General features: G+C 63.8%; 28 protein-coding genes, 2 tRNA genes and 1 other RNA gene. 18 read left to right on the top strand and 13 right to left on the bottom strand.

Annotated features, from left to right (window positions below; all coding sequences use genetic code 11):
- Positions 1-181 precede the first annotated feature (181 nt).
- Positions 182-1,396, bottom strand: coding sequence for a lytic transglycosylase domain-containing protein (locus ACVOK8_RS15720; protein ID WP_481567652.1), 1,215 nt, complete (start codon positions 1,394-1,396; stop codon positions 182-184).
- Positions 1,393-2,157, bottom strand: a complete 765-nt coding sequence (gloB, locus tag ACVOK8_RS15725) for a hydroxyacylglutathione hydrolase (protein WP_481567653.1) — start codon at positions 2,155-2,157, stop codon at positions 1,393-1,395. The genes ACVOK8_RS15720 and gloB overlap by 4 nt, the downstream gene beginning before the upstream one ends.
- Before the next feature lie 170 nt (positions 2,158-2,327).
- On the opposite strand from gloB, the gene ACVOK8_RS15730 reads away from it, so the two are divergent.
- From ACVOK8_RS15730 to dnaQ, 3 genes are read left to right on the top strand one after another with little or no spacing between them, the layout of a single operon-like run.
- Entirely contained in the window at positions 2,328-2,822 is a 495-nt protein-coding gene (locus tag ACVOK8_RS15730; protein ID WP_481567654.1) for a class I SAM-dependent methyltransferase, read from the top strand.
- Positions 2,823-2,837: 15 nt separating this feature from the next.
- Positions 2,838-3,290 (top strand): ribonuclease HI, encoded by a 453-nt coding sequence (gene rnhA, locus ACVOK8_RS15735; protein WP_481514502.1) that lies wholly within the window; start codon positions 2,838-2,840, stop codon positions 3,288-3,290.
- A gap of 8 nt (positions 3,291-3,298) precedes the next feature.
- Positions 3,299-4,027 carry a DNA polymerase III subunit epsilon gene (gene dnaQ / locus ACVOK8_RS15740; protein ID WP_481517589.1) on the top strand — a complete coding sequence of 243 codons (729 nt, stop codon included), beginning with the start codon at positions 3,299-3,301 and terminating at the stop codon, positions 4,025-4,027.
- A gap of 38 nt (positions 4,028-4,065) precedes the next feature.
- On the opposite strand, the gene ACVOK8_RS15745 is transcribed toward dnaQ, so the two are convergent.
- Positions 4,066-4,770: a PP2C family protein-serine/threonine phosphatase gene (locus ACVOK8_RS15745; protein ID WP_282272066.1), complete on the bottom strand. Its 705-nt coding sequence runs from the start codon at positions 4,768-4,770 to the stop codon at positions 4,066-4,068.
- A gap of 202 nt (positions 4,771-4,972) precedes the next feature.
- Between ACVOK8_RS15745 and ACVOK8_RS15750 the strand changes: the two genes are divergently transcribed.
- Together ACVOK8_RS15750 and ACVOK8_RS15755 are read left to right on the top strand one after the other, a co-directional pair.
- Positions 4,973-5,063 (top strand) — tRNA-Ser (locus tag ACVOK8_RS15750).
- 130 nt (positions 5,064-5,193) lie between these two features.
- Positions 5,194-5,592, top strand: coding sequence for a DUF6165 family protein (locus tag ACVOK8_RS15755; RefSeq protein WP_481567655.1), 399 nt, complete (start codon positions 5,194-5,196; stop codon positions 5,590-5,592).
- A gap of 266 nt (positions 5,593-5,858) precedes the next feature.
- Here the strand turns inward: ACVOK8_RS15755 and ACVOK8_RS15760 are convergent, their stop codons facing one another.
- A complete protein-coding gene (locus ACVOK8_RS15760; protein WP_481567656.1) occupies positions 5,859-6,905 on the bottom strand; it encodes a glycosyltransferase family 9 protein in 1,047 nt (348 codons plus the stop codon).
- 20 nt (positions 6,906-6,925) lie between these two features.
- Between ACVOK8_RS15760 and ACVOK8_RS15765 the strand changes: the two genes are divergently transcribed.
- Positions 6,926-7,675, top strand: coding sequence for a 3-deoxy-D-manno-octulosonic acid kinase (locus ACVOK8_RS15765; protein ID WP_481567657.1), 750 nt, complete (start codon positions 6,926-6,928; stop codon positions 7,673-7,675).
- A 1-nt stretch (position 7,676) separates the two neighbouring features.
- A complete protein-coding gene (locus ACVOK8_RS15770; RefSeq protein WP_481567658.1) occupies positions 7,677-8,441 on the top strand; it encodes an MBL fold metallo-hydrolase in 765 nt (254 codons plus the stop codon).
- A 277-nt stretch (positions 8,442-8,718) separates the two neighbouring features.
- Here the strand turns inward: ACVOK8_RS15770 and ffs are convergent.
- Positions 8,719-8,815, bottom strand: an RNA gene (ffs, locus tag ACVOK8_RS15775) — signal recognition particle sRNA small type.
- A gap of 311 nt (positions 8,816-9,126) precedes the next feature.
- Here ffs and ACVOK8_RS15780 point away from each other — a divergent pair.
- Entirely contained in the window at positions 9,127-9,444 is a 318-nt protein-coding gene (locus tag ACVOK8_RS15780) for a DMT family transporter (protein WP_303749102.1), read from the top strand.
- Positions 9,445-9,452: 8 nt separating this feature from the next.
- Here the strand turns inward: ACVOK8_RS15780 and ACVOK8_RS15785 are convergent, their stop codons facing one another.
- Complete coding sequence (locus tag ACVOK8_RS15785; RefSeq protein ID WP_481567659.1) at positions 9,453-9,905, bottom strand: GNAT family N-acetyltransferase; 453 nt, start codon at positions 9,903-9,905, stop codon at positions 9,453-9,455.
- Between the two features lie 260 nt (positions 9,906-10,165).
- Positions 10,166-12,442 carry a GH92 family glycosyl hydrolase gene (locus ACVOK8_RS15790; RefSeq protein WP_481567660.1) on the bottom strand — a complete coding sequence of 759 codons (2,277 nt, stop codon included), beginning with the start codon at positions 12,440-12,442 and terminating at the stop codon, positions 10,166-10,168.
- 291 nt (positions 12,443-12,733) lie between these two features.
- On the opposite strand from ACVOK8_RS15790, the gene ACVOK8_RS15795 reads away from it, so the two are divergent.
- Positions 12,734-12,991 carry an AbrB/MazE/SpoVT family DNA-binding domain-containing protein gene (locus ACVOK8_RS15795; RefSeq protein ID WP_481567661.1) on the top strand — a complete coding sequence of 86 codons (258 nt, stop codon included), beginning with the start codon at positions 12,734-12,736 and terminating at the stop codon, positions 12,989-12,991.
- Complete coding sequence (locus ACVOK8_RS15800) at positions 12,988-13,347, top strand: type II toxin-antitoxin system ChpB family toxin (RefSeq protein ID WP_481567662.1); 360 nt, start codon at positions 12,988-12,990, stop codon at positions 13,345-13,347. The genes ACVOK8_RS15795 and ACVOK8_RS15800 overlap by 4 nt, the downstream gene beginning before the upstream one ends.
- Before the next feature lie 175 nt (positions 13,348-13,522).
- On the opposite strand, the gene ACVOK8_RS15805 is transcribed toward ACVOK8_RS15800, so the two are convergent.
- Positions 13,523-13,615 (bottom strand) — tRNA-Ser (locus ACVOK8_RS15805).
- 138 nt (positions 13,616-13,753) lie between these two features.
- Here ACVOK8_RS15805 and dnaX point away from each other — a divergent pair.
- The 4 genes from dnaX to ACVOK8_RS15825 all read left to right on the top strand — a co-directional run bounded on the left by dnaX (position 13,754) and on the right by ACVOK8_RS15825 (position 17,229).
- Positions 13,754-15,799, top strand: a complete 2,046-nt coding sequence (dnaX, locus tag ACVOK8_RS15810) for a DNA polymerase III subunit gamma/tau (protein WP_481567663.1) — start codon at positions 13,754-13,756, stop codon at positions 15,797-15,799.
- A gap of 6 nt (positions 15,800-15,805) precedes the next feature.
- A complete protein-coding gene (locus tag ACVOK8_RS15815) occupies positions 15,806-16,126 on the top strand; it encodes a YbaB/EbfC family nucleoid-associated protein (RefSeq protein WP_057629296.1) in 321 nt (106 codons plus the stop codon).
- Between the two features lie 106 nt (positions 16,127-16,232).
- On the top strand, positions 16,233-16,832 hold the full coding sequence (gene recR, locus ACVOK8_RS15820) for a recombination mediator RecR (RefSeq protein WP_282270729.1): 600 nt from the start codon (positions 16,233-16,235) through the stop codon (positions 16,830-16,832).
- 49 nt (positions 16,833-16,881) lie between these two features.
- Positions 16,882-17,229 carry a histidine triad nucleotide-binding protein gene (locus ACVOK8_RS15825; protein ID WP_481567664.1) on the top strand — a complete coding sequence of 116 codons (348 nt, stop codon included), beginning with the start codon at positions 16,882-16,884 and terminating at the stop codon, positions 17,227-17,229.
- 202 nt (positions 17,230-17,431) lie between these two features.
- On the opposite strand, the gene ACVOK8_RS15830 is transcribed toward ACVOK8_RS15825, so the two are convergent.
- From ACVOK8_RS15830 to ACVOK8_RS15845, 4 genes are read right to left on the bottom strand one after another with little or no spacing between them, the layout of a single operon-like run.
- Positions 17,432-17,956 (bottom strand): Slp family lipoprotein, encoded by a 525-nt coding sequence (locus ACVOK8_RS15830; protein ID WP_481517936.1) that lies wholly within the window; start codon positions 17,954-17,956, stop codon positions 17,432-17,434.
- On the bottom strand, positions 17,953-19,905 hold the full coding sequence (locus tag ACVOK8_RS15835; RefSeq protein WP_481567665.1) for a transglutaminase TgpA family protein: 1,953 nt from the start codon (positions 19,903-19,905) through the stop codon (positions 17,953-17,955). Before ACVOK8_RS15835 ends, ACVOK8_RS15830 begins: the two co-directional genes overlap by 4 nt.
- Positions 19,902-20,858 carry a DUF58 domain-containing protein gene (locus ACVOK8_RS15840; protein WP_481567666.1) on the bottom strand — a complete coding sequence of 319 codons (957 nt, stop codon included), beginning with the start codon at positions 20,856-20,858 and terminating at the stop codon, positions 19,902-19,904. Before ACVOK8_RS15840 ends, ACVOK8_RS15835 begins: the two co-directional genes overlap by 4 nt.
- Before the next feature lies 1 nt (position 20,859).
- Positions 20,860-21,801: an AAA family ATPase gene (locus ACVOK8_RS15845; protein ID WP_481537460.1), complete on the bottom strand. Its 942-nt coding sequence runs from the start codon at positions 21,799-21,801 to the stop codon at positions 20,860-20,862.
- 34 nt (positions 21,802-21,835) lie between these two features.
- Here ACVOK8_RS15845 and ACVOK8_RS15850 point away from each other — a divergent pair, with 34 nt between their 5' ends.
- The gene (locus ACVOK8_RS15850; RefSeq protein ID WP_481567667.1) at positions 21,836-23,689 is read left to right on the top strand and encodes a glycosyltransferase family 39 protein; all 1,854 of its coding nucleotides are present in this window, start codon (positions 21,836-21,838) and stop codon (positions 23,687-23,689) included.
- Between the two features lie 65 nt (positions 23,690-23,754).
- Here the strand turns inward: ACVOK8_RS15850 and ACVOK8_RS15855 are convergent, their stop codons facing one another.
- Positions 23,755-24,327, bottom strand: a complete 573-nt coding sequence (locus ACVOK8_RS15855; RefSeq protein ID WP_481567668.1) for a Maf family nucleotide pyrophosphatase — start codon at positions 24,325-24,327, stop codon at positions 23,755-23,757.
- A gap of 115 nt (positions 24,328-24,442) precedes the next feature.
- On the opposite strand from ACVOK8_RS15855, the gene ACVOK8_RS15860 reads away from it, so the two are divergent.
- From ACVOK8_RS15860 to ACVOK8_RS15870, 3 genes are all read left to right on the top strand, one after another.
- The gene (locus ACVOK8_RS15860; RefSeq protein ID WP_481511492.1) at positions 24,443-24,949 is read left to right on the top strand and encodes a YceD family protein; all 507 of its coding nucleotides are present in this window, start codon (positions 24,443-24,445) and stop codon (positions 24,947-24,949) included.
- A 108-nt stretch (positions 24,950-25,057) separates the two neighbouring features.
- On the top strand, positions 25,058-25,255 hold the full coding sequence (gene rpmF, locus ACVOK8_RS15865; RefSeq protein ID WP_057628937.1) for a 50S ribosomal protein L32: 198 nt from the start codon (positions 25,058-25,060) through the stop codon (positions 25,253-25,255).
- 91 nt (positions 25,256-25,346) lie between these two features.
- Entirely contained in the window at positions 25,347-26,312 is a 966-nt protein-coding gene (locus ACVOK8_RS15870) for a beta-ketoacyl-ACP synthase III (protein ID WP_481567669.1), read from the top strand.
- The last annotated feature ends 146 nt before the right edge of the window (positions 26,313-26,458 follow it).

Genomic DNA, 26,458 nt, shown 5'->3' on the forward strand with positions numbered 1-26,458 from the left:
CATGTAATCAGAAGGATCACCAGCTTCGCGGCTGACGCCGCTCCCACAAGCGGACAGGTCACCGGTGAAGCCCCTGCCGAGCATGGCTCGGCACTACATTAAACGCAGAAGCCCAACATCAAACGCAGAAGCCCGGCTTTTGGCCGGGCTTCTGTTTCTGTTTTCATGCGTGAGCGTTGGCTCAGCGCACTTCGTCGTAGCGCAACACCATGCCTGGCTTCAGCACCGCACTGGCATCCAGATTATTGGACGACAGCAGGGTCTTCACCGAAATGCCATAGCGGCGGGCGATGGTCCAAGCCGATTCGCCACTGCGTACGGTGTGACGGCTGCCATTGCTGGCCGAGGCTACCGCACGCGATGCGGCTGCTGGACGGCTGCGGGCTGCCGTAGGAGCTGCAGGCACCGCATCGCGGGTCGCAACCAGCACGCTCTCGCTGTTGTCACTTTCTACGCTGCCAATGGCGGCGGCCGGAGCCAGCACCCGGGTGCCTGATCGCGAGCTGGTCAGGGCGGGGTTCAGGCGGGCGATGCGGGCCGGATCCAGCGCATTTTGCGCCGACCAGGCTGCCAGAGTGGTGTTGGCCGGCAGCGTGTGGCCCTTCAGGATCGGCACCTGCCGGTCCAGCGCCGCCATCAGGTCGGGCTCGTTCTCGGCCTGCTCCAGTACGCAGGCAAGCGCATGCAGCTTTTCAACGTAGGCGTAGGTGATCGGCGACAGCCCCGGCAACTCGGAAGCAGTCGCGTTCTGGGCATTCATGCCGCCACGACGAAGCGACTGCAGGATGCGGTACTCGCCAGCGTTGTAGGCCATCGTCGCCAGCTGCCAGTCACCGGCAAACATGCCGTGCAGGGTCTTCAGATAACGCACCGCCGCGCGGGTGGAGTCTACCGCCGACAGGCGGCCGTCATAGCCCTTTTCCATCGGCACGCGGTGGTTGCGGGCGGTGGTGGCGATGAATTGCCACAGTCCGGCCGGGCCGCTGGCATTGCGGGCGCCAGGGCGGTAGCCGCTTTCAACGAAGGGGATCAGGGCGAATTCGGTCGGCAGGCCGGCGCTGCGCAGCTCGTCGACGACGTAGCCGAACAGCGGCAGCGCATCGTCCTCGACATTGCCCAGCCGTGACGGGGCGTGCGAGAACTGCTTGCGCCAGCGTGCGCTGGTGGCGTCGGCGTCGCACTGTGGTGCGGCCAGGCCCTCACGGAAGTTGGTGAAGATCTCCCGTCCGTTACGGGTGGTGGGGGCCGGCAGCAAGGCCGGGTCCAGCGGTAATGCGGTCAGTGCAGCGACGTTCTGGGTCATGCCGGCGCTGACCGGGAGGGTCTGGGCGGTCAGCGCGCCGCTGCCCGTGCCCAACAACAACCCCAGCGCCAACGGCAGACAAAGCCGCCTCATGCGCGAAAACCGTCTTTCCACCGCCGCAATTCGGCGAAGACTTCCACCTGGTCGGTGGGCGCGCGACCAAGCCGCGCCGCGATCGCTGCAACGATGGCGGTATCGGCAGTCCGCAGAAACGGATTGCATTCGAGTTCGCTCGCCAAGATGGCGGGAACGGTAGGACGGGAACTGCTGCGCATGTCCGAGGCTTCCTGTTGGCGGCGTTGCAATGCCGCGTTGGTGGGGTCGACATGCCGCGCAAACACGGCATTGGCCAGCGTGTATTCGTGCCCGCAGCAGACCAGTGTCTGTGGGGGCAGGGCGGCCATTCGCTGTAGCGAGGCCAACATCTGGGCCGGCGTACCTTCGAACATGCCTCCACAGCCCAAGCTGAACAGCATGTCGCCACTGAACAAATGATCGTGGCCGTAGTAGGCAATATGGCTTCGGGTGTGACCGGGAACTTCCATCACGCTGAAGTCGAAGCCCGACAATTCTACCCGGTTGCCTTCGCTGACTCGTTCACATTCCAAGTCGATGCGTTCATCTGCCGGGGCGATGACCCGCAGGCGCGGCCAGCGCTGGCGCAACTCCACAACCCCGCCGATGTGATCGTCGTGGTGGTGGGTAAGCAGGACACCTGCAGGCTGCATGCCTTGCGCAGCGGCTCCGAAAACCGGGCCGGCCTGCCCGGGGTCGACGAAAATCGTGCGGTCATCGGGCGTTTGCAGCGCCCAGATGTAGTTGTCCTGAAATGCGGGCAGGGCGATCAGTCGCATAGAATTGGAAAATGCCTGCCGCCCCGTCCCCCCGTCAAGCTGCAGTCTCGCCCTGGTTTGAGAAAGCCGGGGCGCAGGCGATGCGCGAATGGGAGCAGCGGCTGCTGTCTGAACAAATGCGCGGATTTCCCTCGCCACCGTGGCTTTGGTTGGCGCCAAACACCTCTTGGATGCCGGATCCGCCGCCGCAGGGCCGTGGTCTGCGCCTGCATCGCAACCCGCAAGCGCCCGGCTGGGCAGGGGATCTGCGCTGCGGCCTGCCGTTGCCGCTGCCCAGCGAATCGATCAAGGCCATCGTCATCGAACATCCGGCGGCCGAGGAGCTGGAGCCCTTGCTGTCCGAGTGCGCACGAGTGCTGATGCCCGGCGGGCGGATCTGGATGACCCTGCTCAACCGCTGCAGCCCGTACCGGGCGCACTGGCAATGGCAGGGTGCGCGGCCGCCATCGGTGGCACGTTGCAGGACACTATTGCAGCGGCAAGGCATACGATGTCGCTCGCTGCGGCACTATGGCCCGCTGTGGGCGCAGTCGGGCAACACCCCGGGTACGGCATTGCCGGCCCTGCGCGCGTTGTGCGTGCTGGAAGCTGAAAAACGCACCGCGGCCTTGATCGGCCCGATCAAGGCCAGTCGCGTCAGTTGGCGCGGCCCGGTGGCGACCTGAATTCAACGGAACACTATGAAGTCAATTGAAGTACATACCGACGGCGCCTGCCTCGGCAATCCCGGCCCCGGTGGATGGGGCGCGCTGTTGCGTTACAAGGGCCATGAGCGCGAGCTGGCCGGTGGCGAAGCCCACACCACCAACAACCGGATGGAGTTGATGGCCGCGATCATGGGCCTGGAAACGCTCAGCGAGCCCTGCAACATCACCTTGTTCACCGATTCGCAGTACGTGCGCCAAGGCATCACCGAGTGGATGCCGAGTTGGGTACGGCGCAACTGGAAAACCGCCGGCGGTGATCAGGTCAAGAATCGCGACCTGTGGGAGCGCCTGCATGAGGCCACCCAGCGGCACCAGATCGATTGGCGTTGGGTCAAAGGCCATTCCGGTGACCCGGACAATGAACGCGTGGACCAGTTGGCCCGCGATGCTGCAATCCGCGTGCGCGCTGGCGCCGCGAGCAACTGAGGTAGCTGATGCGCCAGATCGTCCTTGATACCGAAACCACCGGCCTGGAATGGAAGAAGGGCAACCGCGTGGTTGAAATCGGCTGTGTGGAGCTGCTTGAGCGGCGCCCCAGCGGCAACAATTTCCACCGCTATCTGAAGCCGGATTGCGACTTTGAATCCGGTGCGGCGGAAGTCACCGGCCTGAGCCTGGACTTCCTTGCCGACAAGCCGCGCTTCGAAGAAGTGGTGGATGAGTTCCTCGCCTACGTGGATGGCGCCGAGCTGATCATCCACAACGCCTCGTTCGATATGGGCTTCCTCGAAAACGAGATGAGCCTGGCCGGCAAGGGCCGCCTGGCCAACCGGGTGACGGTGACCGATACCCTGGCGATGGCGCGCGAGCGCTATCCCGGCCAGCGCAACTCGCTGGATGCGCTGTGCCGGCGGCTGGGCGTGGACAACGCACACCGCACGCTGCATGGCGGCCTGCTCGATGCGCAGATCCTGGCTGATGTCTATATCGCGCTGACCTCGGGCCAGGAGGAAATTGGTTTTGGTCAGCCTGAAGCCGAATCGGCCAATGCCGGCGGTGTTGCACAGGCATTCGATGTGTCGGCGCTGTTGCCGCGGCCGCGCGTGCTGGTCACTGCGTCCGAACAGGAAGCGCACGAGGCGCGTCTGGCCAGGCTGCGCAAGAAAGCCGGTCACGCATGGTGGGACGGCGAGCCGGCGCCTGCGCCGAGCGAACCGGCCTGAGCAACGCGGGTCTTTACGTGGAGTTTGGTTCAGCTGCCTCAGTGGCAGCGGACCAGCACCACGGTGACGTTGTCCGAGCCGCCGCCATCCAGTGCTGCAGCGACCAATGCATCCACGCATTCCTGCGCGCTGCAGTCGCCGTGTGCCAGTGCCTCGGTGAGGCCGGCATCGTCGACTTCCTCGGTAAGTCCGTCACTGCACAGCAGCAGCTGCATGCCCGGGCGCAGTTCGCCGGTCATGGTGGCCACGTTGAGGTGGGCCGGATCGGTCACCCCCAATGCCTGGGTGACCACATTGCGATGCGGATGCGCGCGCGCCTGCTCAGCGGTGAGCGTGCCCTGGGCGATCAGCTCCTGCACATAACTGTGGTCCTGGCTGAGCTGGCCCAGCTTGCCGTCGCGCCACAGATAGGCGCGGCTGTCGCCAACCCAGGCCACTTCGAAACGATTGCCCTGCACGCGTGCGGCCACCACCGTTGTACCCATCGGCAGGCTGTCGTTGCGGCGGCGCGAGGTGCGGATGATCTCCTCATCGGCGGTGCGGATGGCCTGCACCAGCGAAGCGCCGTTGCGTACCTCGCGCACTATGGTTTCGCGCGCCAAGGCGCTGGCTACCTCGCCGCAGGCATGTCCGCCCATACCGTCGGCCACCAGCCACAAGCCAAGCTCGCCGTCACCGTAGTAGGTGTCTTCGTTGAGCTGGCGGCGCAGGCCGACGTGACTGAGGTGTCCGAATTCGATCATGAGTGCCCGAGCGGGCGGTGTTTCACTTGTGAAGGTCTCTGCATCATCGCGTTCATGGAGGTGTACGGCAAGCGCCTGCAGACACTCGTTTGGCTGGCGGAATGCAGCACCTGGATTGCCAATCGTGCTTTTTTGTTAAAAACCGCTTGTCCGCGCAGCCGATGCCCCTTATCATTCGCAGCCCGGTTCGCCGGGGACATCTGGAGAGGTGGCAGAGCGGTTGAATGTACCTGACTCGAAATCAGGCAGGCGTTTATAGCGCCTCGGGGGTTCGAATCCCCCCCTCTCCGCCAGATACTTGAGAAAGCCACCTTCGGGTGGCTTTTTCTTTTTCCGCCCCGAGTTGGCTTGGTTGCGCGCGAGAGCGACGGGCGCCGAGGCATCAGCGGCTACACTGTGCGCCTGATCCAATCGGTAAGCCCCATGTCAGAAATTCTCGTCCCCGTGTCCTTCGGTGAGCTGTTGGACAAGATCTCCATCCTGCAGATCAAGTCCGAGCGCATGAGCGATGCGGCAAAGCTGGCCAATGTGCGCAATGAGTTGAACGCGCTGGACAGCACCTGGGCCACGCATCCAGCCGCAGCTCAGGACATAGCGGCCCTGCGAACCGAGTTGAAGGCGGTCAATGAGCGCCTGTGGGATATCGAAGACGACATCCGCCTGAAAGAGAAAGCGCAGGCCTTCGACGAGGAGTTCGTGCAGCTGGCGCGCAGCGTCTACATCCAGAACGACGAGCGCGCGCGCATCAAGAAGGCCATCAACCTGGCGCTGGGCTCCAGCTATGTGGAAGAGAAGTCCTACCAGGATTACCGCGCGGGCTGAATCGGTTTTGTAGGAGCGGCGTAAGCCGCGAAGCTCGTATATCAGCAGATGGCGGGAATGCCCGGCGCTGCAGCACAGCCAGCTTCGCAGCTGACGCAGCTCCGACAAACAAAGCCTGAATCCGCTTTGTGGGAGCGGCGTCTGCCGCGAAGCTCGTAGATCAGCAGAGGGCATGAATGCCGAGCGCCGCAGGATGGTCAGCTTCGCGGCTTACGCCGCTCCTGCAACATCGCGCCGCCCCTGCATAAAACGGCTCCTGCAGCTGCTCAGCTTCGGTGATCCGCGCGATACCGCTCAAACGCCGCAATCGCATCCTCCACGGTGATCAACGACATCACATCGTCGAACTCGATCTTGGTGCCCCATTTCAGCGCGCTGGCCGGCTTGTTGAGATAGCGGCGGGCGGCATCGTCATAGCGGTCCACACAATATCGACGGTCGGAATAAGGGCCGCTGCGCGCCGGGTTGCTGGCCGCATGCAGGCCTAGCACCTTGGTGCCGACCGCATTGGCGATATGCATTGGACCCGAGTCGGGGGTGACCAACAGCGAGGCGCGGGCCAGTAGCGCCGGCAGCTGCTTGAGCGTGTCTTTGCCGACCAGGTCCAGCGCTGGGTGCTTCATCGCGGCGAGGATGGCGTCGCTGGTGCTGCGCTCCAACTCACTACGGCCGCCGCATAGCACCACCCGCCAGCCTTGGCTTGCGGCGTGGTCGGCCAAGGCGGCATGGCGTTCGGCGTACCAGTTGCGGCGCTGGTGGCTGGAGCAGGGCGAGATCATCAGCACCGGCCGGTCATCTTCCTCCCATTGCGCGCGCGCCCACTCATGCGCCTCCGGTGGTGTGGCCAAGTCCCAGCTGACATCGGTCTGCTTCAGGCCCAGTGGCTCGCAGAAGCTGCCGATGGCATCGAGCACATGGATGCCCGGGCGGTCCGGGATGCGCTCGTTGATGAAAAGCCCGTGCAGGTCCTTGGAGCGCGACTTGTCGTAGCCAATACGGCGCTTGGCCGGAATGAAGGCCGACAGCAGATTGGCGCGCGCAGCCACCTGCATCTGCAGCAGTGCATCGAAACGGCCAGTCGGAAATTCGCGACGCAGCGCACGCATTCCTGCCAAGCCGCTGTTCTTGTCGTAGACGTGGAAGCTGACCCCGGGCAAGCCATCAAGCAGCTTGTGGCCGGCCTTGTCGATCACCCAATGCAGCGGGGTGCCCGGAAAGCCCTGCTGCAGGGTGCGTACCAGCGGAACCACATGGGTGACATCGCCCAATGCCGAGAGGCGCAAAAGACACAACGGGGACGACGATGCAGGCATGTGTTGTTAGACTCGTAAAGATGGTCGCATTTGACGCCACTGAAGCGCTGACGCCCTGCCGCGATGGTCGCGGCTATGGCGCCATTCTGTTCGACCGCGAACGCCTGCGGCAAGCCGATCCCGGTTTGTTCGCGCCTGCGCAATGGGGCAGCAAGGCCCATCCAGTGGGTGATGGCGGCCGTGGCGGGGCATGGTTCATCGACGCGCCGTTCGGCCGCAGCGTACTGCGCCAGTACCTGCGCGGTGGCATCGCCGCCAAGATCAGCCATAGCAGCTATCTGTGGCGTGGTGCCAACCGGACGCGCAGCTTTGCCGAATTCCGCCTGATGCGTGAGCTGATCGCGCAGAAGCTGCCGGTGCCGCGACCCTATGCCGCGTTCTATATGCGCGAAGGCCTGCGCTACAAGGCGGCACTGCTGATGGAGCGGCTGGAAGACGTGCGCTCGCTGGCCGATCACGCGCAGGTCACCGGTCGCGGCGCGCCGTGGGAAGAGGCTGGGCGGATGATCGCGCGCTTCCATCGCGCGGGCCTGGATCACGCTGATCTGAATGCCCACAACATCCTGTTTGACGATGCTGGCCGTGGCTGGCTGATTGATTTTGACCGAGGCGTGCTGCGCATTCCGGCCACCCGCTGGCGCGAGCGCAACCTCAAGCGCCTGCTGCGCTCCCTGCTGAAGCTGCGCGGTGCGCGCAGCCGCGAGGACGTGGAGCAGGACTATGCGCGGCTGCGTCGCGCCTATGATCTGGCCTGGAACCGGGGCGTGTGAAATGAGTTGGGCGTTGCGTTTTCTGGGGGTCGGCAATGCGTCGGCCGTGGAGCTGGGTTCGCCGATGTCGGTGATCGAGCACGGCAGCCAGCCATGGTTGACCATCGATTGCGGCGGCGAAGGACTAACTGCCTATCGCAACCATTACCGCGCCATGCCGGATGCGGTGTTCGTCACCCATATCCACCTGGACCATGTGGCCGGTTTCGAGCGTCTGTTCGTCGATGCCTTCTTCAACCCGCAACGACGCGGCAAGGTGCGGCTATACGTGCCGGCGCCACTGGTGCCGCTGTTGCACAAGCGGGTAGGGGACTACCCGAATGTGCTGGCTGAGGGCGGCGCCAACTTCTGGGATGCCTTCCAGCTGATCGTGGTCGGTGATGCGTTCTGGCACGAGGGCGTGCGCCTGGAGGTGTTCCCGGTGCGCCACCACTGGCCGGAAACCGCCTACGGCCTGCGTCTGCAGGGCGCGCTGGTATGGAGCGGCGACACCCGCCCGATCCCGGAGATGCTGGCGCGATTTGCCGATGACAACGAATTGATCGCCCACGACTGCGGACTGCACGGCAATCCTTCGCATACCGGCGTGGATGATCTGGAGCGCGAATACGACGCGGCCACCCAGGCGCGGATGATGCTTTACCACTACGCCAGCGCCGCCGACGGCGAAGCACTGCGCGCCCGTGGCCACCGTGTGGCGATGCCGGGCGAGTGTGTTGCGTTGGCCGAGCCGACGGCGCCGCGTGCGGAGCCGTTTGAGGGTTGAGTCGCGAGGCGTGCGTGGCTTCGTATTGAGGGCGCACGTAGAGCCCCAGTTCCTCCAGTCAATGATTACCAAGCCCCTCTCCCGTTTACGGGAGAGGGGTTGGGGTGAGGGTAGGCCGAAGCGGGGTTCGATACGTCGCTGACATCACTCCGAAGCCAGCGGTACGCAGGATCAGTGCATGCCCCGGGTGCGCTGCGCTTACCCGGGCTACAACGCGCGCAAGCAAAAGCCACCGCTTCATCAGCGGCGGAACTTTCCAAGGTCCAAAAAGGTGGCGACCCCGCCGGCTGACCTCGGCGCCCGCGTCGATCGATACCGTTGCTGCCTTCCGGCCCTGGCGGGATTTTCGACCTAGCGTCGCGAGGGGCCGACGGGGCCACCATAGAGACGGTTTGGCCGCGCTAGGCGCGGCCATTCACGATACGAGAGGCTGGGGCGATGCGATCATCAGCCGCCGATGCTTCATGGACCGGACACAAACTGGAGCAGGTCCTGATCGTGTGCGGCGATTGTAACGTATGCATGCACCAGCCGACCAGCGTTCCGGCTTGAACCCTGTGTAACCCGTTGCCGCCGATTGGCGGCCCATAAGGCCCGGCTTGGATAGAATGCCCACCCAACGGAGGACGACCTCCGCCCATTACGGGACTTCACCCAGGACGGCCTGGCTTCTCTAGGAGGCTGTATGGCTTGGATCTATCTCGTGATCGCTGGTGTGCTGGAAATCGTCTGGGCGCTGGCAATGAAGCAATCCCACGGTTTCACCAAGCTGGTTCCCAGCATCGTCACCATCATCGGCATGATCGCCAGCTTCTGGTTGCTGGCCTTGGCCATGCGTACCTTGCCGCTGGGCACGGCCTATACGATCTGGACCGGTATCGGCGCGGTGGGCGCGTTCATCATCGGCATCATCTTCCTCGGCGAGCAGATCAGCGCGATGCGTATTGGCGCGGCGGTGCTGATCGTCAGCGGCCTGGTGCTGATGAAGTTGTCCAGCAGCTGATAGCTGCTTCAGTCCTCGCGCAGCACCAACACCATCTCAACGGCATCCAGGCCCGGGCCGTGGCCATCCGCCACGACCCGGGTCACGCTGAAACCGAGCTGCGCGTAGAAGTCTTGCGTGTGCTGACTGGTGCTGAGCTCCACGCGCTTCGCGTTCGGGCTCTGTCGGGCCTGCTGTAAACGCGCAAGGCTCAATTGCGTGCCAAACCCCTGCCGATGCAGGCTGCGTTCGACCATGCCCCAGCAGAAAACGGCGACGCCATCGTCCCGTATCGCCAAACCGCCGCAGGCGACAACCCGGTCATCGTGCTTGATCAGCTGATAGTCGCAACCCTGCGCATCGTGTTGTAGAAACCGCGCGAAGTCAGCACGTTCGGCTGGCGTGAAGTACTCGGGCACATTGCTGTCGAACAGTGACAGGCAGGCATCGGCATCAGCGGGTAGATAGGGACGGATCGGCATGTGCTGCAATCTAGCAGCTTGAGGCTGATCTTCTTGGGGCCGAAGGAGGCGGGGGCGGAAGCGGAGGATGCATGCTCAGGCTTAAGCCCCTCTCCCCTTGCGGGGTGGAAGGGGCCGGCTGACGAACCACAGGTTCGTGGCCCCTGGAACGACCTTGCGCCAGCGCAAGGGCCGGGGCGCGGAGCGGGGGTTGGGGAGAGGGGAGCGCGAAGCGTGCTTTTAGCCGACGAACACTGCGCGCCCAAAGTCCCCAAAACCAATCAACGCGACATCGAATAAGGCAACGTCGCCGCATCCGCAGCCCAAGACTTGTTCGGCTCAGCCTGCATCGTAAAACGCAGCTCCCCACCAGCAACGATCTCCTGGTGCGTCACATACGCCCGATCCAGCGGCTTGCCGTTGAGGCTCACCGAACCAACATACGTATGCGCAGCATCCAGCCCGGTGGCAACGATGCTGAAGCGCTTCCCATCCGGCAGATTCAAGGTCGCCTGAGGCAGGAACGGCCGGCCAATGATGTACTGGTTGCTGCCCGGCGTAACCGGATAGAAACCCAATGCAGTAAACACATACCAGGCCGACATCTGCCCAAGATCATCGTTACCCGCCAAGCCATCCGGGCGCGCCGCGTACTGTGTATCCATGATCTGCTTCAAGCGCGCCTGCGTGCGCCACGGCTGCCCGGCATGTGCATACAGATAGGCAACATGGTGGCTGGGTTCGTTGCCATGTGCGTACCAGCCAATCAGCCCGGTGATGTCTTCCATGTGCGCGAAGATCGACGGATCAACCTTGGCTTCAAACACATCATCCAGGCGCTGCAGCAGCCTGTCGCTGCCGCCATGCGCCGCCGCCAAGCCGGCGACATCCTGCGGCACATACCACGAGTACTGCCAGGCATTGCCTTCAGTGAAATCCGTGCCGTAACCGCTGGCGCTGGGATCAAACGGCTCGCGGAAGCTACCATCGCGCTTGCGCGCCCGCATGAAGCCGGTGCCCGGGTCGAACGCATGTTTCCAATTGGCCGCACGCTTGTTGAACTCGCTCGCTACCTCGGTCTTGCCCATGTCCTTGGCCATCTGTGCGATGGTCCAATCGTCATAGGCATACTCCAGCGTCTTGCTGGCTGCTTCGCCTTCCTCGTCGATCGGTACATAGCCGAGCTCGCGGTACTGCGCGATGCCGTCGTACGGGCCGTAGTTGGCGCTGGCGACCATCGCCTGCAAGGCCTCTTCGGTGTCGTAGCCACGGATGCCCTTCATATAGGCATCGGCGATCACCGGCACCGCGTGGTAGCCGATCATGCACCAGGTCTCCAGACCGTGGAACGACCACACCGGCAGCACGCCGTAAGGACTTTCGCGGCGTGAGGCCAACAGCGAGTTGACGAAGTCGTTGGTGCGTTGTGGTGGCTGCACCAGCGTGGCCAGCGGATGCAGGGCGCGATAGGTGTCCCACAGCGAGAACGTCGAATAGTTCGTCCAGCCCTTGGCCTGATGCACCGCGTTGTCCGGCCCGCGATAACGGCCATCGCTGTCCATGAACAAAGTCGGCCCAAGCAGGGTGTGATACAGCGCGGTGTAGAAGCGGGTGCGTTCGTCCGCGCTGCCCTGCGCTTCGACCGCGCCCAGTGCTTCGCTCCATTGCTGCTTGGCGGCAGCCCGCATGCCATCGAAATCCCAACCCGGCGCTTCCGCATCCAGATTGGCAATCGCACCTTCCTCGCTGACCGGCGAGATCGCCACCTTCACCAGCAAGGGCTTGCCGCCCTCCGGCACCACATCAAAGGCGGCAACCAACTGCCGGCCTTCGATCTGCGCGCGCTGCGTTGGGTCTTTCTCGCCCGGCGGCGGGAAGCCCTTGTAGACCACATCCTGCTCGGTGTCGTGCAACTGATGGCCGCTGAGCGGCTGCGAGAAACGCATCGCGAAATACAGCTGCCGGCCCGGCGCCCAGCCACGCGTCTCGCGGAAGCCGGTAACCGTGCCATCGGCCCGCACCCGCAGGCGCGACCACAGGATCTTGCCCGGGTAGTCATACATGCTGGTACGCAGGTCGACGACCACATGTGCTGGCTTGCCAGCCGGGAAGCTGTAGCGGTGCATGCCAACGCGCGCGCTGGCAGTCAGCTCGGCGCGCACCTTGTAGTCGTCCAGCGTCACCGCGTAATAGCCCGGCTGCGCGGTTTCGCTGGCATGACTGAAGCGCGAGGTATAACCGCTCAAAGGCTGATCCGGATTGCCGCGTTCCAGCTTCAACTCGCCGGTAGTCGGCATCAACAGCAGGTCACCCAGGTCCGAATGGCCGGTGCCGGAAAAGTGTGTGTGCGAGAAACCGACGATGGTGCTGTCGTCATAGCGATAGCCCGCCGCCCAGCCATAGCCGTTCTTGCGCGACTGGATGCGGGTATCGGGCGACAGCTGGACCATGCCGTAAGGGACGGTCGCACCCGGATAGGTATGACCCTCGCCGCCGGTACCAATGAAGGGGTTCGCGGCGGCGTAGGCGGCTTCGTTGGCGGCGGGCGAGGCCGCCATTGCCGAAGACGGCGCCAGAGAAGAGGTTGCTACGGTTGCTGCAAGCACTAACAGGGTCGCGCCAAACTGCTTCATCCCGCACCTTTCGGATCGGTCTAATGTTGGGAAGCTAGCATGTCCAAGGGCGGTCTGGCGGGCCATCGGCCCTGTCTGGATCTGAGACGGAGCGCTGCAAACTCCACTGTGGCAGGAGGTTTGCCGACGGTGGTTTGGCTGCTGAACCTGACCCGGATCCGGGTTTGCTGCGGTAGAAGTTAGGATCTACAATGTATCTACATCTGCGGAGGTATCATGCACGCCAAAATTCAGCGTTGGGGCAATAGCGCAGCCGTTCGCCTGCCGGCATCCATTCTCAAGGCCATGGATCTGGGAAGTGGTGACACGCTGGAGATTGGCGTCGAAGAAGGCGCGTTGATCCTGACCCCGGTCAAGGCGCGGCCCCGCTATCAATTGTCAGGGTTGCTGGCGCAGTGCGATTTGAACGCCCCGCAGGATGAAGAACTGGCTGCCTGGAACAACAGCAAGCCGGTAGGAAACGAAGCGTGGTGAGCCGCCCGCGATTCGATCGCGGCGACATCGTCCGGGTCCAGCTCAATCCCAGCGCCGGCCAGGAAATGCAAGGCGACATGCGGCCAGCACTGGTCCTGAGTCCAGCACTGTTCAACGGCACAGGTTTGGCAATCGTCGCCCCGATCACGCAAGGTGGATTGGTGGGGCGGAATGCTGGATTCGCGGTGTCGCTGTCAGCGACGGGCACCGAGACGCAGGGCGTGGTTCTGGTCAATCACCTCCGCAGCATGGATTTGAGCGCGCGCGGTGCCCGCAAGGTGGAGCGTGCGCCTGCCAGTGTGGTGGATGAAGCGTTGGCGAAGGTCGCTACGTTTCTTGGGGAATCGGTGGAGTGAACTTGAAGATACTGCGGGTATTGATGCTGCCGGCAGCTCAAGAAACGAGCGGCGCAATCCCATCGAAAGTGATTCCGTCGGATCTCTGAACATGGCCTTGGAGATTGTTTCGCTGGCTAGTAGTTAAGAGGCAAAAGAAAAGGCCACCCGATGGGCGGCCTTTTCTCTTTTTATCTGGCGGAGAGAGGGGGATTCGAACCCCCGAAGCGCGGTTTAGACGCTTACACACTTTCCAGGCGTGCTCCTTCAACCACTCGGACACCTCTCCGGATCCTGCCGCGCTAATGCCTCGGCAGGGGCGTGGATTCTATAGGGACTGGCGGCTGTTCACAAGCACCCCCTGAGCGGGTGCTGGCGGATGGGTCGGGCGTGGCACAATGGGGCTTCAGATGAAGACGGTTGCCTGATGTCCTATCTCGTCCTTGCCCGCAAGTGGCGTCCGAAGCGTTTTGCCGAGTTGGTGGGCCAGGAACACGTGGTCCGCGCGCTCAGCAATGCGCTCGACAGTGGCCGCGTCCACCACGCCTTTCTGTTCACCGGCACCCGGGGTGTCGGCAAGACCACCATTGCCCGGATCTTCGCCAAGTCGCTTAACTGCGAGAACGGCACCAGTGCCGACCCCTGCGGTCAGTGCCGGGCCTGCCTGGACATCGATGCCGGCCGCTACATCGACCTGCTGGAAATCGATGCCGCGTCCAATACCGGCGTGGATGACGTGCGCGAGGTGATCGAGAACGCCCAGTACATGCCCTCGCGTGGGCAGTACAAGGTCTACCTGATCGACGAAGTGCACATGCTCTCCAAGGCGGCGTTCAATGCGCTGCTGAAGACGCTGGAAGAGCCGCCGGAGCACGTGAAGTTCCTGCTGGCCACCACCGATCCGCAGAAGCTGCCGGTCACCGTGCTCAGCCGCTGTCTGCAGTTCAACCTGAAGCGCCTGGACGAGGAGCAGATCCACGGCCAGATGTCGCGGATCATGACCGCCGAGCAGATCGAGTTCGACGACAGCGCTTTGGTACAGCTGGCGCGCGCGGCCGATGGCTCACTGCGTGATGGTTTGTCGCTGCTGGATCAGTCCATTGCCTATGCCGGCGGCGCGCTGCGCGACGACGTGGTGCGCACCATGCTGGGCACGGTTGATCGCATGCAGGTCAGCGCCATGCTCGATGCCCTGGCCGATGGCGAGGGGGTGCGTCTGTTGCAGGTGGTTGCCGGGCTGGCCGAGTTCTCGCCGGACTGGAGCGGGGTGCTGGATGCCCTGGCCGAAGGACTGCATCGCATCCAGGTGCAGCAGCTGGTGCCGGGTACCGTTGTACCAGGCGAGGGCGTTGACGCGGTTGCGTTTGCCCAGCGCCTGCGCCCGGAAGTGGTGCAGCTCTGGTATCAGATGGCCCTTGGCGGCCGTCGCGACCTGCACTTGGCTCCCAGCCCGCGTGCTGGCTTTGAAATGACTGTGCTGCGCATGCTGGCGTTCCGCCCGGCAGGCGCGGTACCGGCGACGCCGGAAGGCAGCGCATCCGGGACTGGCGCAGGCGTGGGTGGCAACACGCAAGCCGCTCCTGCCGCTGCCGCTGCCGCTGCGGCAGCGTCGGCGCAAACCGCCAAGCCGGTTGAAGTGCAGGCTGTAGTTGCACCGGTTGCGCCTGTGTCAGAACCCAAGCCTGAGCCTGTGCCCGAACCTGCAGCCGTCGTGCAGCAGCAAACCGCGCCTGTGCCGGAACCCGCAGCGCCCGCGCCTGAGCCCGTGCAAGCTCCGGTAGCAGCGCCGACCCCGGTGCAAGCTGCCAAGCCTGCAGCCGCCGACGAAGATCTGCCGCCATGGGCGGTTGAGGCGGCTGAAGCGAATGCGCGTGACGAGGCAATGGCGGCCGAAATGGCCATGCCGGAAGCGCCCGAAGCCATTGAAATGCCAGTTGCAACACCGGTTGAGGCACCGAAGCCGGCGCCCGTCGCCGCGCCGCAGCCGGTTCAGCAGGCCGAGCCGGTGCGTCCGACCGGTATCGCCATCGAGCCTGCAGCACCCGCTGAACCAGTTGCACCGGCACCGTCGCAGGGCGGGCGCAGCTTGAACACGGCCGAGGAGTGGCTGGACCTCATCGACGACAGCGGCCTGAGCGGTCCGTCGCGCGAGCTGGCCGCCAATGCCGCCTTCGTCAGCTTCCAGCACGGTGTGCTGCGACTGGCCTTGTTGCCGGGCTTTGAATACCTGCAGTCTGAGCGCGCCTTGAATGCCCTGGCGCAGGCGCTGTCGCAGGCCTTGGGTAGCACGCCTAAGATCCTCATTGAGACAGGCAACGCCCAGGCTGAGACCTTGCACCAGCGCGCAGATCGTCAGCGCGGTGAACAGCAATCCGCGGCCGAAGCCGTGTTCATGGCCGACCCCCAGGTGCAGCAGCTGATACAGCAGGGTGCACGGGTCGTGGCCGATTCCATCCGTCCTTTCAAAGAGTAAAAAACCATGCGCGGCAATATCGCCCAAATGATGCAGCAGGCCCAGAAAATGCAGGAAAACCTGCAGAAGGCCCAGGAAGAAATCGCCAAGTTGGAAGTCACCGGCAGCGCTGGCGGCGGCATGGTCAGTGTGACCCTGAGTGGCACCAAGGAGTGCCGCAAGGTGCGCATCGATCCGTCGGTGCTGAGCGATCCGGAAATGGCTGAAGACCTGATCGCAGCCGCGTTCAACGATGCCGCCAACAAGATCGACGCCGAGTCGCAGAGCCGCATGGGCTCGGCCACCGCCGGCATGAAGCTGCCGCCGGGCATGAAGCTGCCGTTCTGATGTGGCCCGCGCCGGCTGGACCGGCGCATGCACGTCCCCGCGCCGCGAAGCCTCCGGGCTTCGCGCGCTTGTTTTAGCGATACGCTGCTGTGATGAGACCGTTGCGATGAGCCTGCCGCTGCTGGAACAACTGATCGAAGCCTTCCGGGTGCTGCCTGGCGTTGGCCAGAAGACGGCCCAGCGCATGGCCTATCACGTGCTTGAGCGTGCTCGTGACGGTGGTCAGCGTTTGTCGGAAGTGCTGGCCGAGGCCATCGAGAAAATCGGCCACTGCAAGCAATGCCGCGATTTCAGCGAAACCGAGCTGTGCCCGGTCTGTGCCAGCAGCAGCCGCGAGCGGCAGATGCTGTGCGTGATCGAATCACCGGCCGATCGTCTGGCGATCGAGCATGCGACCAGCTACCGCGGTGTGTATTACGTGCTGCAGGGGCGTTTGTCGCCGCTGGATGGCATCGGCCCGCGCGAGCTGGGCCTGGATCAGCTGGAAACACGTTTGGCGCAGGGCGAAGTCACCGAGCTGATCATCGCCACCAACTCCACCGTTGAAGGTGAGGCCACCGCGCATTACCTGGCGCAGCTGGCACGCCGCAACAAGGTGCGGCCCAGCCGTCTGGCGCAGGGCCTGCCTTTGGGTGGCGAACTGGAGTACGTTGATCGCGGCACTTTGTCGCATGCGTTTGGCAGCCGCAGCGAAGTCGGCGAATAAGCGGCGCCGGGGTTGTAAGCTGTAGGTCGTTTACTGCAGCGAGCCCCACATGACCGATACCATTTTCGGCAAGATCATCCGCCGCGAAATTCCCGCCGCCATCGTCTATGAAGACGATGAAGTGCTGGGCTTCAAGGACATCGCCCCGCAGGCGCCGGTGCATGTGCTTTTCATTCCGAAGAACGAGGTCATCCCGACCCTGGATGATCTGCAGCCGACGCAGGCGCATCTGATCGGCAAGCTGGCCTTGGCGGCTGCGGCGTATGCACGTCAGCAAGGCTTTGCTGAGAACGGCTACCGCATCGTGATGAACTGCCGCGAAGATGCCGGGCAGACGGTATTCCACATCCACCTGCATTTGTTGGCGGGTGCGCCGTTGGGGCATTTTGGTGCGTGAGAAAGCTGCTTTTGTAGGAGCGGCGTAAGCCGCGAAGCCGGTAGCAACCAAGCAGCTGCGAAGCCTGTTCGCGCGATCCAGCAGTTTCTGATTGCGCTATGTCGCTTGCGGCGGAGGGATCTTTGGCTTCGCGGCTTACGCCGTTCCTACAAAAAAGCATGCAAAAGAAAACGCCGCCCTTTGGGGCGGCGTTTTCAGTCTGTTACCACCAGCCGCGGTAACCCCAGCCCCAGCCGGGACCCCAACCCGGGCCCCACGGGCCGTACGGGTAGGCGGGTACTACTTCCACTTCGCGCTGCACCGGCCACAGGTAGACCACGTCGGCGGCAAGCTTGGGCAGCGGGTAGTCGTATTCGCCGATCTTGGTGCTCTGGTAGCCATCGATGCGGCCGATGAAGGTCACGTCGCGGCCCGGCTCGAACACCGCCGGATCATAGAAGCCGCTGCGGCAGGCCAGGAAGCGGCCATCGCTGGCATCGCTGGACGTGGTGCTCGGGCGGCCGCTGGCATTGAGCGGGCGGGCCAGCATCTGGAAGCAGGTTTCACCCTGGCCGGGGATGGTTTCGATGATGCGGCCACCCCAGCGAACCGGCGCGCCGGTCTGCTTCTGCGCCACCGCGTCACGCGGTGAAACGGGGGTGAACTGTCCCTGCAGCGGCTTGGGCGCAGTGGCACAGGCAGCCAGCGCCAGCGTGGCGGCGGCAACTAGGAGGATGCGGGTCTTCATGTTCGTACTCCGGGTTTCGGGCGGTGCCTGCGCAGGTCCGCCAATAATGAAACGACATCCGATCGGACGCCAGCGTAGCGCGCCTGGGTGAAACGCTGGCTGAGCGCCAGCAGGTCGCTGCCGGGACGGGCCTGGTCGACGCGGCTGGCCCAGTCGCTGGCGGTTTCGAAAGTTTCACGGCCAAGTCCAAGTCGTTGGTATCGGCGGTCCAGTCGATGCCAGGCACGCAGCAGTGGGTCGCGCTGGCGCTCGCCACGGGCCAGCAGCCAAGCCATCAAGCCCAAGGCAAGAGCGGCAAAGCCCGCAAACATGGCAACCAGTTGCGAGGGGCTCAATTGCTTGATGCCGATACCGCTGAGCAGGCGCTGCTGACGTTCGGCATTGAAGGACAGCACGGCGGTATTCCAGCCGCGGCGCAGGAAATCGCTGTACTGCAGCAGACTGCTCCAACGGCCGCTCAGGTCCAGGCCACGGGTTTCGTTGTCGCCGATGCGGTCTTCGATCGTGTCGTAGATGCGCTCCGGTGCCACTGCGGCCGTGGGATCAACCCGAACCCAGCCGCGTTGCGGCAACCAGACTTCGGCCCAGGCATGCGCATCAAGACGCCGCACTACCCAATAGTTGCCGAAGCGGTTACGCACGCCGCCGGCATAGCCAGTGACGACCCGTGCTGGAATGCCTGCACCTCGCATCAGCACCACAAATGCCGCGCTGAAGTGCTCGCAGTACCCGGCCTTCTGGTCGAACAGGAATTCGTCGACGGAGTGGCGGCCGGGCACGGGCGTGTTCAAGGTGTAGGCGAACTCGCGATGGATCCAGTCCAGGCTGCGTTGCACCAAGGCCGCGTCATCAGCACCGGCCTGGCTGCGCCATTGTCTGGCCAGGGCCAGAGTGCGCGGATTGAAGTTCTCAGGCAGTTGCAGCGCCTGCCGCCGCAGGCGCGCTGGCAGCTCGGCCTGGAAGACCTGCGCTGGGCTGGACTGCATGCGCCAGCGGGTCAGCGCGGTAAGTGATTGCGCTGTGGTCAGGCTGTAGTCGGCATCCAACTGGCTGCCGGCAGGTGCTTGCAGGGGAAGGTCCAGTGCTACCAGTTCGCGCTGGTCGGTGGGCTCGTACTCGATCTGGTAGTCCCAGCGGAGCGCTGCGTTGCTGACCAGCGGTGGCGGTGCGACACGCTGGCTTTGTATCCGCGACCAGCGCCGGCCATCAAAGCGCGTCAGTACCGGGCCGCGCCAATAACGTTGGTCCTGCGCCGGTACCTGGCCGAAGAACTCGACCCGCAGCGCCGGGCTGTCGTCGGCCAACAAGTCGCCCATTGCGCCGGGTTGCATGCTGTCGGATAGGCCTGGGCGCGACACCGTTCGATCCGGTGTGCCCCATAGCGGCGTCGGCAGGCGCGGCACCAGCCAGAATGCTGACAAGGCCAAAGGCAGTGCCAACAGCATCAGGCCGCCGACGGTGCGCAGCTGCGCGCGCGGTGGCAGGTGGGCGATACCCACCTCTTCATCGGCCAGGCGTTGCAGAGCGAGCAGGGCGGCCACCACAGCGGCGGCTGACATAAGAAGGGTGCTTGGCCCCTGGTCGAGCAGGAAGGCCGCGAATGGCGCAAACAGGTTGAAGCCAATCAGGCTGCGCGCATCACGCAGCGTGCGCAGCTCGCTGGATTTGATCGCCAGCATCGCCGCTAGCAGGGCGCAGCCGCTATCGCGGCCGGGGTTGGCGCCCATCTGCCAGTAGATGCAGGCCAGCATCACTCCGATCAGTAGCAGGCGCAGCAGTAGTGGCATGGTGCGTCGCCATGACCACAGCGCCACCAGCAAGGTGGTGGTTCCGAACACCGCCGCCAGTACGCCCGGCAACTGCAGCAGCAGGGGTAGCAGCGATAGGGCGGTGACCAGATTGATCCAGAGGCGGCTGCTGGTGCTTATCGCGGGTGAAGGCGTCTTCATGCGTTTGGCAGCAGCGCCAATGCGCGCAGGCAGAGATGGCGATGGGCGTCACCGTTGGCGGGCCCCAATGCTGGTTGGCCTGGCAGGCGCAGCTGGTAACTGCGGCCTTCGCGTTCGGCCTCATCTACCCAGCGTGCGAGCCGGGAGATACGGCGTTCGTGGGGGAGGGCCAGCAGTTGCTGCCAGTCCAGTACCAGCTCGGCGCCGTAGGGGCGCTCGTATTCGCGCACCAGCAGTTCGTCGCGCCGTGCCGAGTGCTTCCAGGCGATGCTGCGTCGTGAGTCGCCGCTGCGGTAGGGGCGCATCTGCTGCAGTTCTTCACCTTGTGGGTGCACGCGGGTGCGGGCGGAAGCCGCGCCCGCATCCGGCAGCGGCGGCGCATTGGTTTCCGGCGCGGGATAAATCAGCAGTGCCGAGTCCGGCCAGAACCACGACCAGGCGCGGACCAGACCCAGTGGTTGGGTGGTTGTAATCCGGATGCGTGAGAGATCCAGCCAGCCGCGTTGCTGGGTAGGTAGCCAGAGGTCGGCTTCGGCCTGGCTGTGCTGCTCCAGGTTGAAATGGGTTTTGGCTTGCGAGCAGTCCAGTTGCAGGGCGCGGCGCCGGCGGCGGTCGCCGCGCGCAAGTGCCAGGCGCAGGCGGATCGGATTGCCCGCGGCTACCGGGTCGGCGGAAACGGCTTGCAGACGCAAGCCCGACAACTGCAGATGCGCTTGCACGGCGCTGGCCAGCGCGGTTGCACCGAGCAGCAGCGCCAGCAGCAGTGCCGGGTTGTTGTTGTAGTTCAAGGCGCCGAGCAGCATCACCGCCAGCAGGGCGGCCAGGAACAGGCCGAAGCCGGTAGGCAGCACGTAGATGCGGCGCCTGTCCAGCTGCGTCGGTGGCTGCTCCGGCTGCCGTGGGCGGGCCAGGAACTGCAGGGATTGCAGGCGTTGCCGCAGTGCTGCCAGCACCTCAATCCACCTGCACGCTGTGCAGTAGGGTGCGGGCCAGCGTCGGGCCGGAGGATGCTTCGGCCTCGGCGACCAGCCGGTGCCCGGCGACGGCGATGAACAATGCCTGCACGTCTTCCGGAACCACGTGCTGGCGGCCAAGCAGCAGCGCGTGCGCCTTGGCCGCGCGCAGCAGGGCGATGCCGGCGCGTGGCGACAGGCCGACGCGCACGCCCGGATGCTGGCGGCTGCGAGTGATCAAGGCCTGCACGTAATCGATCAAAGCGTCACTGGCATGCACCTGGCCAACGGCGTCGCGCAGCATGCGGATGTCTTGCTCTGACAGGCAGGGAGTTACCCGCGCGATAAGGTCGCGGCGGTCTTCGCCGGCCAGCAGGGCGCGCTCGGCGTCGGCATTGGGGTAGCCCAGGGTCAGGCGCAGCAGGAAGCGATCCAGTTGTGAGTCCGGCAGCGGGAAGGTGCCGGACATGTCGACCGGATTCTGCGTGGCAATCACGAAGAAAGGATCCGGTAGCCGGTGGGTCACACCATCCAGCGTCACCTGCTGCTCGGCCATCGCTTCCAGCAGGGCGCTCTGCGTGCGTGGCGGCGCGCGGTTGATTTCATCCGCCAGCAACAGGTTGCAGAACACCGGGCCGGGATGGAACTGGAAGCTGCGGCTATGCGCTTCGTAGACCGAGATGCCGAGCACATCGGCGGGCAGCAGATCGGAGGTGAACTGCACGCGCTGGAATTGCAGGCCGAGGCTGGAGGCCATGGCATGGGCCAAGGTGGTCTTGCCGAGCCCGGGCAGGTCCTCGATCAGCAGATGTCCGCCGGACAGCAGCGCGACAAAGGCCATCCGCACTTCCTGCGCCTTGCCGAGCAGTAGGGAATTTACCTGCTGTTGCGCTGCCGATAGGGACTGTAGTGTTACTTCGGGTAGCATTCCGGGCGGCGCCATTGTCTTGGTCGTCTCGATACTTGGGCTGAAGGAAGTGTACGTGCCAAACAGGGGTGAACAACGCGCATACCTGACGTTCCTTGTGTTGTGGGTGCTGGTCACCACAGCCAAGGTGCTGTTGGCCTCGCAATTGACGCTGTTCGTGGACGAGGCGTTCTATTGGCAGGAAGGTCAGCATCTGGCCGCAGCCTATTCGGACCTGCCCGGGTTGACGGCCTGGTTGACGCGGCTCGGTGTCGAGGTTGCCGGCGATCACCGCCTGGGCGTGCGCCTGCCGTTCCTGGTCATGGGGGCGGCACTGCCGTGGATGGTTGCTGGTATCTGCACGCGCTGGTTCGGCGTTCGCATGGGTTGGCGCGCCGGCTCGCTGGCCTTGTTGATGCCGTTGTCGGCGACGCTGGGCATCCTGGCGGTGCCGGACGTGCCGATGGCGATCGCCGCCCTGCTATGCCTGGATGCTGGTGCACGCCTGCTGCGTGGCGTGGGTGCTGGTAACGCCTTGTTGCTGGCCTGTGGCCTGTTGATGGGTGCGCTCAGTCACTACCGCTTCATTGGCGTGATTATCGTTGGTTTCATTGCGCTGGTGCTGTTACCGGAAGGCCGCAAAGCCTTGCGCGATCCGCGGGTGTGGATCGCGCTGTCAGTTGGTTTGGCGGCATGGGTGCCGCTGATGGCATGGAATCTGGACAACCAGGATGCTGGACTCAAGTTCCAGGTGATCGAGCGCCATCCGTGGGCGTTCCAACCGGAAGGGCTGCTGTTCCTGGTGATCCAGCCGTTGTTGGTGACGCCGGTGCTGTTCGCGGCGATGGCGGTGGTGGCAGGCAGGGGCATGCGCAATGTGCAAGGTGGTTTCCACCACCTGCAATGGCGCTACTTCGCCCTGGTTGGCGCCACCTCGACTTTGCTGATCTTCGCGTTGGGGTTCTTCACCGATGTGGAGCGGGTCAGCTTCCATTGGCCGCTGCCTGGCTATCTGGCATTGCTGGTATGTGTTCCAGCGCTGCTCACTCACTGGTCGCGTCCTTGGCGGCGTGCATTGTGGGGGCTCACCTCGCTGGGCCTGCTGCTGGCGATGAGTTATTACCTGGTAGCCGCCTCTCCCGGCTTGCGTGAACACCTGGCGGGCAGCAAGTACTACCCGCGTAATTTTGCAGGTTGGCAGCAGCTGTCCGAGGGCGTGCGTGAGGAGCTCGCGCAGATGCCGGAAGACACCCAGGTGCTGGCAGGCAGCTTCAAGGTCGGTGCTGAACTGGGTTTCCGCCTCAATGATCCTTCTATCAAGGTGCTGCCGCACGAGCTCAATGACAGGCATGGGCGCACCGCGCAGTTGGCGCTCTGGAAATTGATCAGTGACGGCAACCGCTCGACACCGGTGCTATTGGTGCTGGCGCCTGGCGACCAGCGCTACCGTGATCTTTTGGACCGTTACCACAGGGTCTGCGAGTTGGTGGGGCCGCTGCCGCCGCCAAAGATGGTCTCACTTGATCATGGTTTCCAGCGTTTCCTGTTGTTCCGCCTGCCTGCCGAAAAGCAACAAGGGCCATGTGTGACGCCGGCGATGGCATGGGTGGAAACCCCTGCGGCGGGTCAGGCGGTGAATGGTGCGCTGGAAGTCAGTGGCTGGGCCTTCAAGGATGGCGTGGGATTGTCGCGGGTTGAGCTGCTGCTGGATGGCCGCAGCGTGGGTGATGCCGTCTATGGGCGCGACTACGACGTGCGCCCGTTCTGGAAGATATCCACCGATCCGCAGCATCCGAACACCGGTTTTGATGCAAAGCTGGATACATCAGGCCTGAAGCCGGGCACGCATTGGCTAGGCCTTCGCCTGTATGGCAATGACGGCAGTGTGGAGGCCTGGGCCGAGCAGCCGTTCGAGATCAAATAGCCTGTATTTGTGCTGCGCGCCAACTGTTGGCGCGCAGCTTGTGTGTTCGCCGCGTCAGCGTCAGCTCAGGGCAGCTGATAGCCAGCCTGCCGCAGCAGCTGCGAAGTCTGGATCAGCGGCAAGCCGATCAGTGCGGTGGGGTCGTTGTTGTCAATGGCTTCGAACAAGCTGATGCCCAGACCTTCACATTTGAAGCTGCCGGCGCAGTCCAAGGGCTGTTCGGCATCGATATAGCGTTCGATCTCGGCCGCCAGCAGGGTCCTGAAGCGCACGCGGGTGAGATCGATGGCCTGATGCTGCGAAATACCGTCGCTTACACAGACCGCCGTGTGGAACAGCACCTCATGGCCGGACATCGCCGTGAGCTGCGCACAGGCGGCCTCGCGGGTGCCGGGCTTGCCCAGCGGTTGTCCATTCAGTTCGGCCACCTGATCCGAACCGATCGCCCAGCTGCCGGGATGCAGGCCGGCAATGGCTTCGGCCTTGGCGGCGGCCAGGCGCTGCGCCAGGGCCGCAGGCGGCTCGCCGGGGAGCGGGGTTTCGTCCATATCCGGCGCGGCCGAACTGAACGGAATCCTGAGCCGGTTAAGCAATCCAGCGCGATATCGTGAGGTGGAGGCGAGAATCAGGGGCTTCATGTGTAAAAATACGCAGCTCGGGACGGCCAGTCTGCTGCGCCGCCACCGGTCTGACAATGTTTCCGCCGCTACGGATTTGACAGCGGCGTGGCTACTCCTTAACATTCTGCAGCTTATGTCCGCGAACGTACCCGAATTGCTGGATGCTTGGCGGATGGTCATAGCGCGCAGGCGCTTTGACGGCCAGGTGCCTTTGTCCGAGTTGACCCGCTTGCAGGGTCTGGTTGCCGATACTGAAGGCCAGTGCACGTATTCACTGGAGTTCGATCGAGACAACATCTTGCAGGTGTCGTATGTCGATCTGACCATCGATACCGAGCTGCCCTTGATCTGTCAGCGCACCATGCAGCGTTTCCTGCTGCCGGTGTCGATCAAGCAGCGCTTGGGCTTGATCAAGGACGAAGAAGAAGAATCTGCGCTTCCAGAGGAATACGAAGCGATGCTGGTGCCTGAAGATGGCAACCTGCGTCCGCTGGACCTGGTGGAAGACGAGTTGGTGTTGGCGGTGCCGGTGGTTGCGCTGGCGCCAGGAAGCGAGGCAGTCGAACAGGACTTCACCGCAACCGAAGAAGAATTGAGCAAGGCCAATCCCTTTGCGGCATTGGCGGCGCTGAAGAAATAATTGCGGCCGGTAATCGTCGGCGGCTGCGGCGAAAGCGAGTAGTGCTGGACGCTGGCGTCCTGTGCAATTAAACGACGAAGCAAACGAAACCGAGTTTGGAGCAATCCCATGGCAGTCCAGAAATCCCGTGTTACCCCGTCCCGCCGCGGCATGCGTCGTGCCCACGACGCCCTGAGCGCAAAGCAGCTGTCCACCGATCCGACCACCGGTGAAGTGCATCTGCGTCACCACATCACTGCTGATGGTTTCTACCGCGGCAAGAAGGTGATCACGACCAAGTCGACCCTGGTCGCTGAAGAAGATTGATTTGTGACGGCTGCCGCCACCTGAGTGTGGCGGTTGTTGCACCGATTCTTCCGGGGCCGCCTACGGGCGGCTTCGCGCAATAGGAAACAGCATGAGCAAGCGGATCTACTCGAGGATCGCGGGCACCGGTAGTTATTTGCCCGAGAAAGTGTTGACCAACGATGATCTGACCAAGATTGTCGAAACGACCAACGAGTGGATCGAGTCGCGCACGGGTATCCGTGAGCGGCACATCGCTGCCGAAGGCGAAACCACCAGTGACCTGGGCTACCACGCCGCTACGCGCGCGCTGGAAGCTGCCGGCATTGAGGCATCGCAGCTGGACATGATCATCGTGGGTACCACCACGCCGGATCTGATCTTCCCGTCTACCGCTTGCTTGATCCAGGCCCGCCTCGGCGCGACCGGCTCGGCGGCGTTTGACGTCAACGCGGCATGTTCGGGCTTCCTTTTCGCCCTGAGCGTGGCTGACAAATTCATTCGCAGCGGTGATGCCAAGCATGTCCTGGTGATCGGTGCGGAGACCCTGACCCGTATCGTTGACTGGACCGACCGCACCACCTGCGTGTTGTTCGGCGATGGCGCGGGCGCCGTCGTGCTCAAGGCCGACGAAGACACCGGCATTCTCAGCACCCATCTGCATGCCGACGGCAGCAAGAAGGAACTGCTGTGGGATCCGGTTGGCGTCTCGGTCGGCTTCGACAAGCCGGGCAAGATCAACATGAAGGGCAATGACGTGTTCAAGTACGCCGTCAAGGCGCTGGACTCGGTTGTTGATGAAGCCCTGCAGGCCAACGGTCTGGACAAGTCCGACCTGGATTGGCTGATCCCGCACCAGGCCAACCTGCGCATCATCGAAGCCACGGCAAAGCGCCTGGAGATGCCGATGGATCAGGTGATCGTGACCGTCGACAAGCACGGCAACACCTCGTCCGGTTCGGTGCCGCTGGCGCTGGATGCCGCGATCCGTTCCGGTCGCGTCGAGCGTGGTCAGTTGCTGTTGCTGGAAGCCTTCGGTGGCGGTTTCACCTGGGGCTCGGCGCTGCTGCGCTATTAAGCGTCTCCTGCATACAGATACCGCACGGGCAGCCAATGGCTGCCCGTTGTCGTTAAGGCTTCACCTGTAGTGCCCCGCCAAACAAGGCAACAGGCATTATACGCAAAATACCAGCCCAGCAAATGAACGCACAAAACGCAATACTT

It is taken from the genome of Stenotrophomonas sp. STEN083, assembly GCF_056759195.1.

Bases quoted from the DNA above. Each gene is read 5' to 3' on its own strand.
- ACVOK8_RS15720 (WP_481567652.1), bottom strand. From the start codon at position 1,396: ATGAGGCGGCTTTGTCTGCCGTTGGCGCTGGGGTTGTTGTTGGGCACG.
- gloB (WP_481567653.1), bottom strand. From the start codon at position 2,157: ATGCGACTGATCGCCCTGCCCGCATTTCAGGACAACTACATCTGGGCG.
- ACVOK8_RS15730 (WP_481567654.1), top strand. From the start codon at position 2,328: ATGCCGGATCCGCCGCCGCAGGGCCGTGGTCTGCGCCTGCATCGCAAC.
- rnhA (WP_481514502.1), top strand. From the start codon at position 2,838: ATGAAGTCAATTGAAGTACATACCGACGGCGCCTGCCTCGGCAATCCC.
- dnaQ (WP_481517589.1), top strand. From the start codon at position 3,299: ATGCGCCAGATCGTCCTTGATACCGAAACCACCGGCCTGGAATGGAAG.
- ACVOK8_RS15745 (WP_282272066.1), bottom strand. From the start codon at position 4,770: ATGATCGAATTCGGACACCTCAGTCACGTCGGCCTGCGCCGCCAGCTC.
- ACVOK8_RS15755 (WP_481567655.1), top strand. From the start codon at position 5,194: ATGTCAGAAATTCTCGTCCCCGTGTCCTTCGGTGAGCTGTTGGACAAG.
- ACVOK8_RS15760 (WP_481567656.1), bottom strand. From the start codon at position 6,905: ATGCCTGCATCGTCGTCCCCGTTGTGTCTTTTGCGCCTCTCGGCATTG.
- ACVOK8_RS15765 (WP_481567657.1), top strand. From the start codon at position 6,926: ATGGTCGCATTTGACGCCACTGAAGCGCTGACGCCCTGCCGCGATGGT.
- ACVOK8_RS15770 (WP_481567658.1), top strand. From the start codon at position 7,677: ATGAGTTGGGCGTTGCGTTTTCTGGGGGTCGGCAATGCGTCGGCCGTG.
- ACVOK8_RS15780 (WP_303749102.1), top strand. From the start codon at position 9,127: ATGGCTTGGATCTATCTCGTGATCGCTGGTGTGCTGGAAATCGTCTGG.
- ACVOK8_RS15785 (WP_481567659.1), bottom strand. From the start codon at position 9,905: ATGCCGATCCGTCCCTATCTACCCGCTGATGCCGATGCCTGCCTGTCA.
- ACVOK8_RS15790 (WP_481567660.1), bottom strand. From the start codon at position 12,442: ATGGCGGCCTCGCCCGCCGCCAACGAAGCCGCCTACGCCGCCGCGAAC.
- ACVOK8_RS15795 (WP_481567661.1), top strand. From the start codon at position 12,734: ATGCACGCCAAAATTCAGCGTTGGGGCAATAGCGCAGCCGTTCGCCTG.
- dnaX (WP_481567663.1), top strand. From the start codon at position 13,754: ATGTCCTATCTCGTCCTTGCCCGCAAGTGGCGTCCGAAGCGTTTTGCC.
- ACVOK8_RS15815 (WP_057629296.1), top strand. From the start codon at position 15,806: ATGCGCGGCAATATCGCCCAAATGATGCAGCAGGCCCAGAAAATGCAG.
- recR (WP_282270729.1), top strand. From the start codon at position 16,233: ATGAGCCTGCCGCTGCTGGAACAACTGATCGAAGCCTTCCGGGTGCTG.
- ACVOK8_RS15825 (WP_481567664.1), top strand. From the start codon at position 16,882: ATGACCGATACCATTTTCGGCAAGATCATCCGCCGCGAAATTCCCGCC.
- ACVOK8_RS15830 (WP_481517936.1), bottom strand. From the start codon at position 17,956: ATGAAGACCCGCATCCTCCTAGTTGCCGCCGCCACGCTGGCGCTGGCT.
- ACVOK8_RS15835 (WP_481567665.1), bottom strand. From the start codon at position 19,905: ATGAAGACGCCTTCACCCGCGATAAGCACCAGCAGCCGCCTCTGGATC.
- ACVOK8_RS15845 (WP_481537460.1), bottom strand. From the start codon at position 21,801: ATGGCGCCGCCCGGAATGCTACCCGAAGTAACACTACAGTCCCTATCG.
- ACVOK8_RS15855 (WP_481567668.1), bottom strand. From the start codon at position 24,327: ATGAAGCCCCTGATTCTCGCCTCCACCTCACGATATCGCGCTGGATTG.
- ACVOK8_RS15860 (WP_481511492.1), top strand. From the start codon at position 24,443: ATGTCCGCGAACGTACCCGAATTGCTGGATGCTTGGCGGATGGTCATA.
- rpmF (WP_057628937.1), top strand. From the start codon at position 25,058: ATGGCAGTCCAGAAATCCCGTGTTACCCCGTCCCGCCGCGGCATGCGT.
- ACVOK8_RS15870 (WP_481567669.1), top strand. From the start codon at position 25,347: ATGAGCAAGCGGATCTACTCGAGGATCGCGGGCACCGGTAGTTATTTG.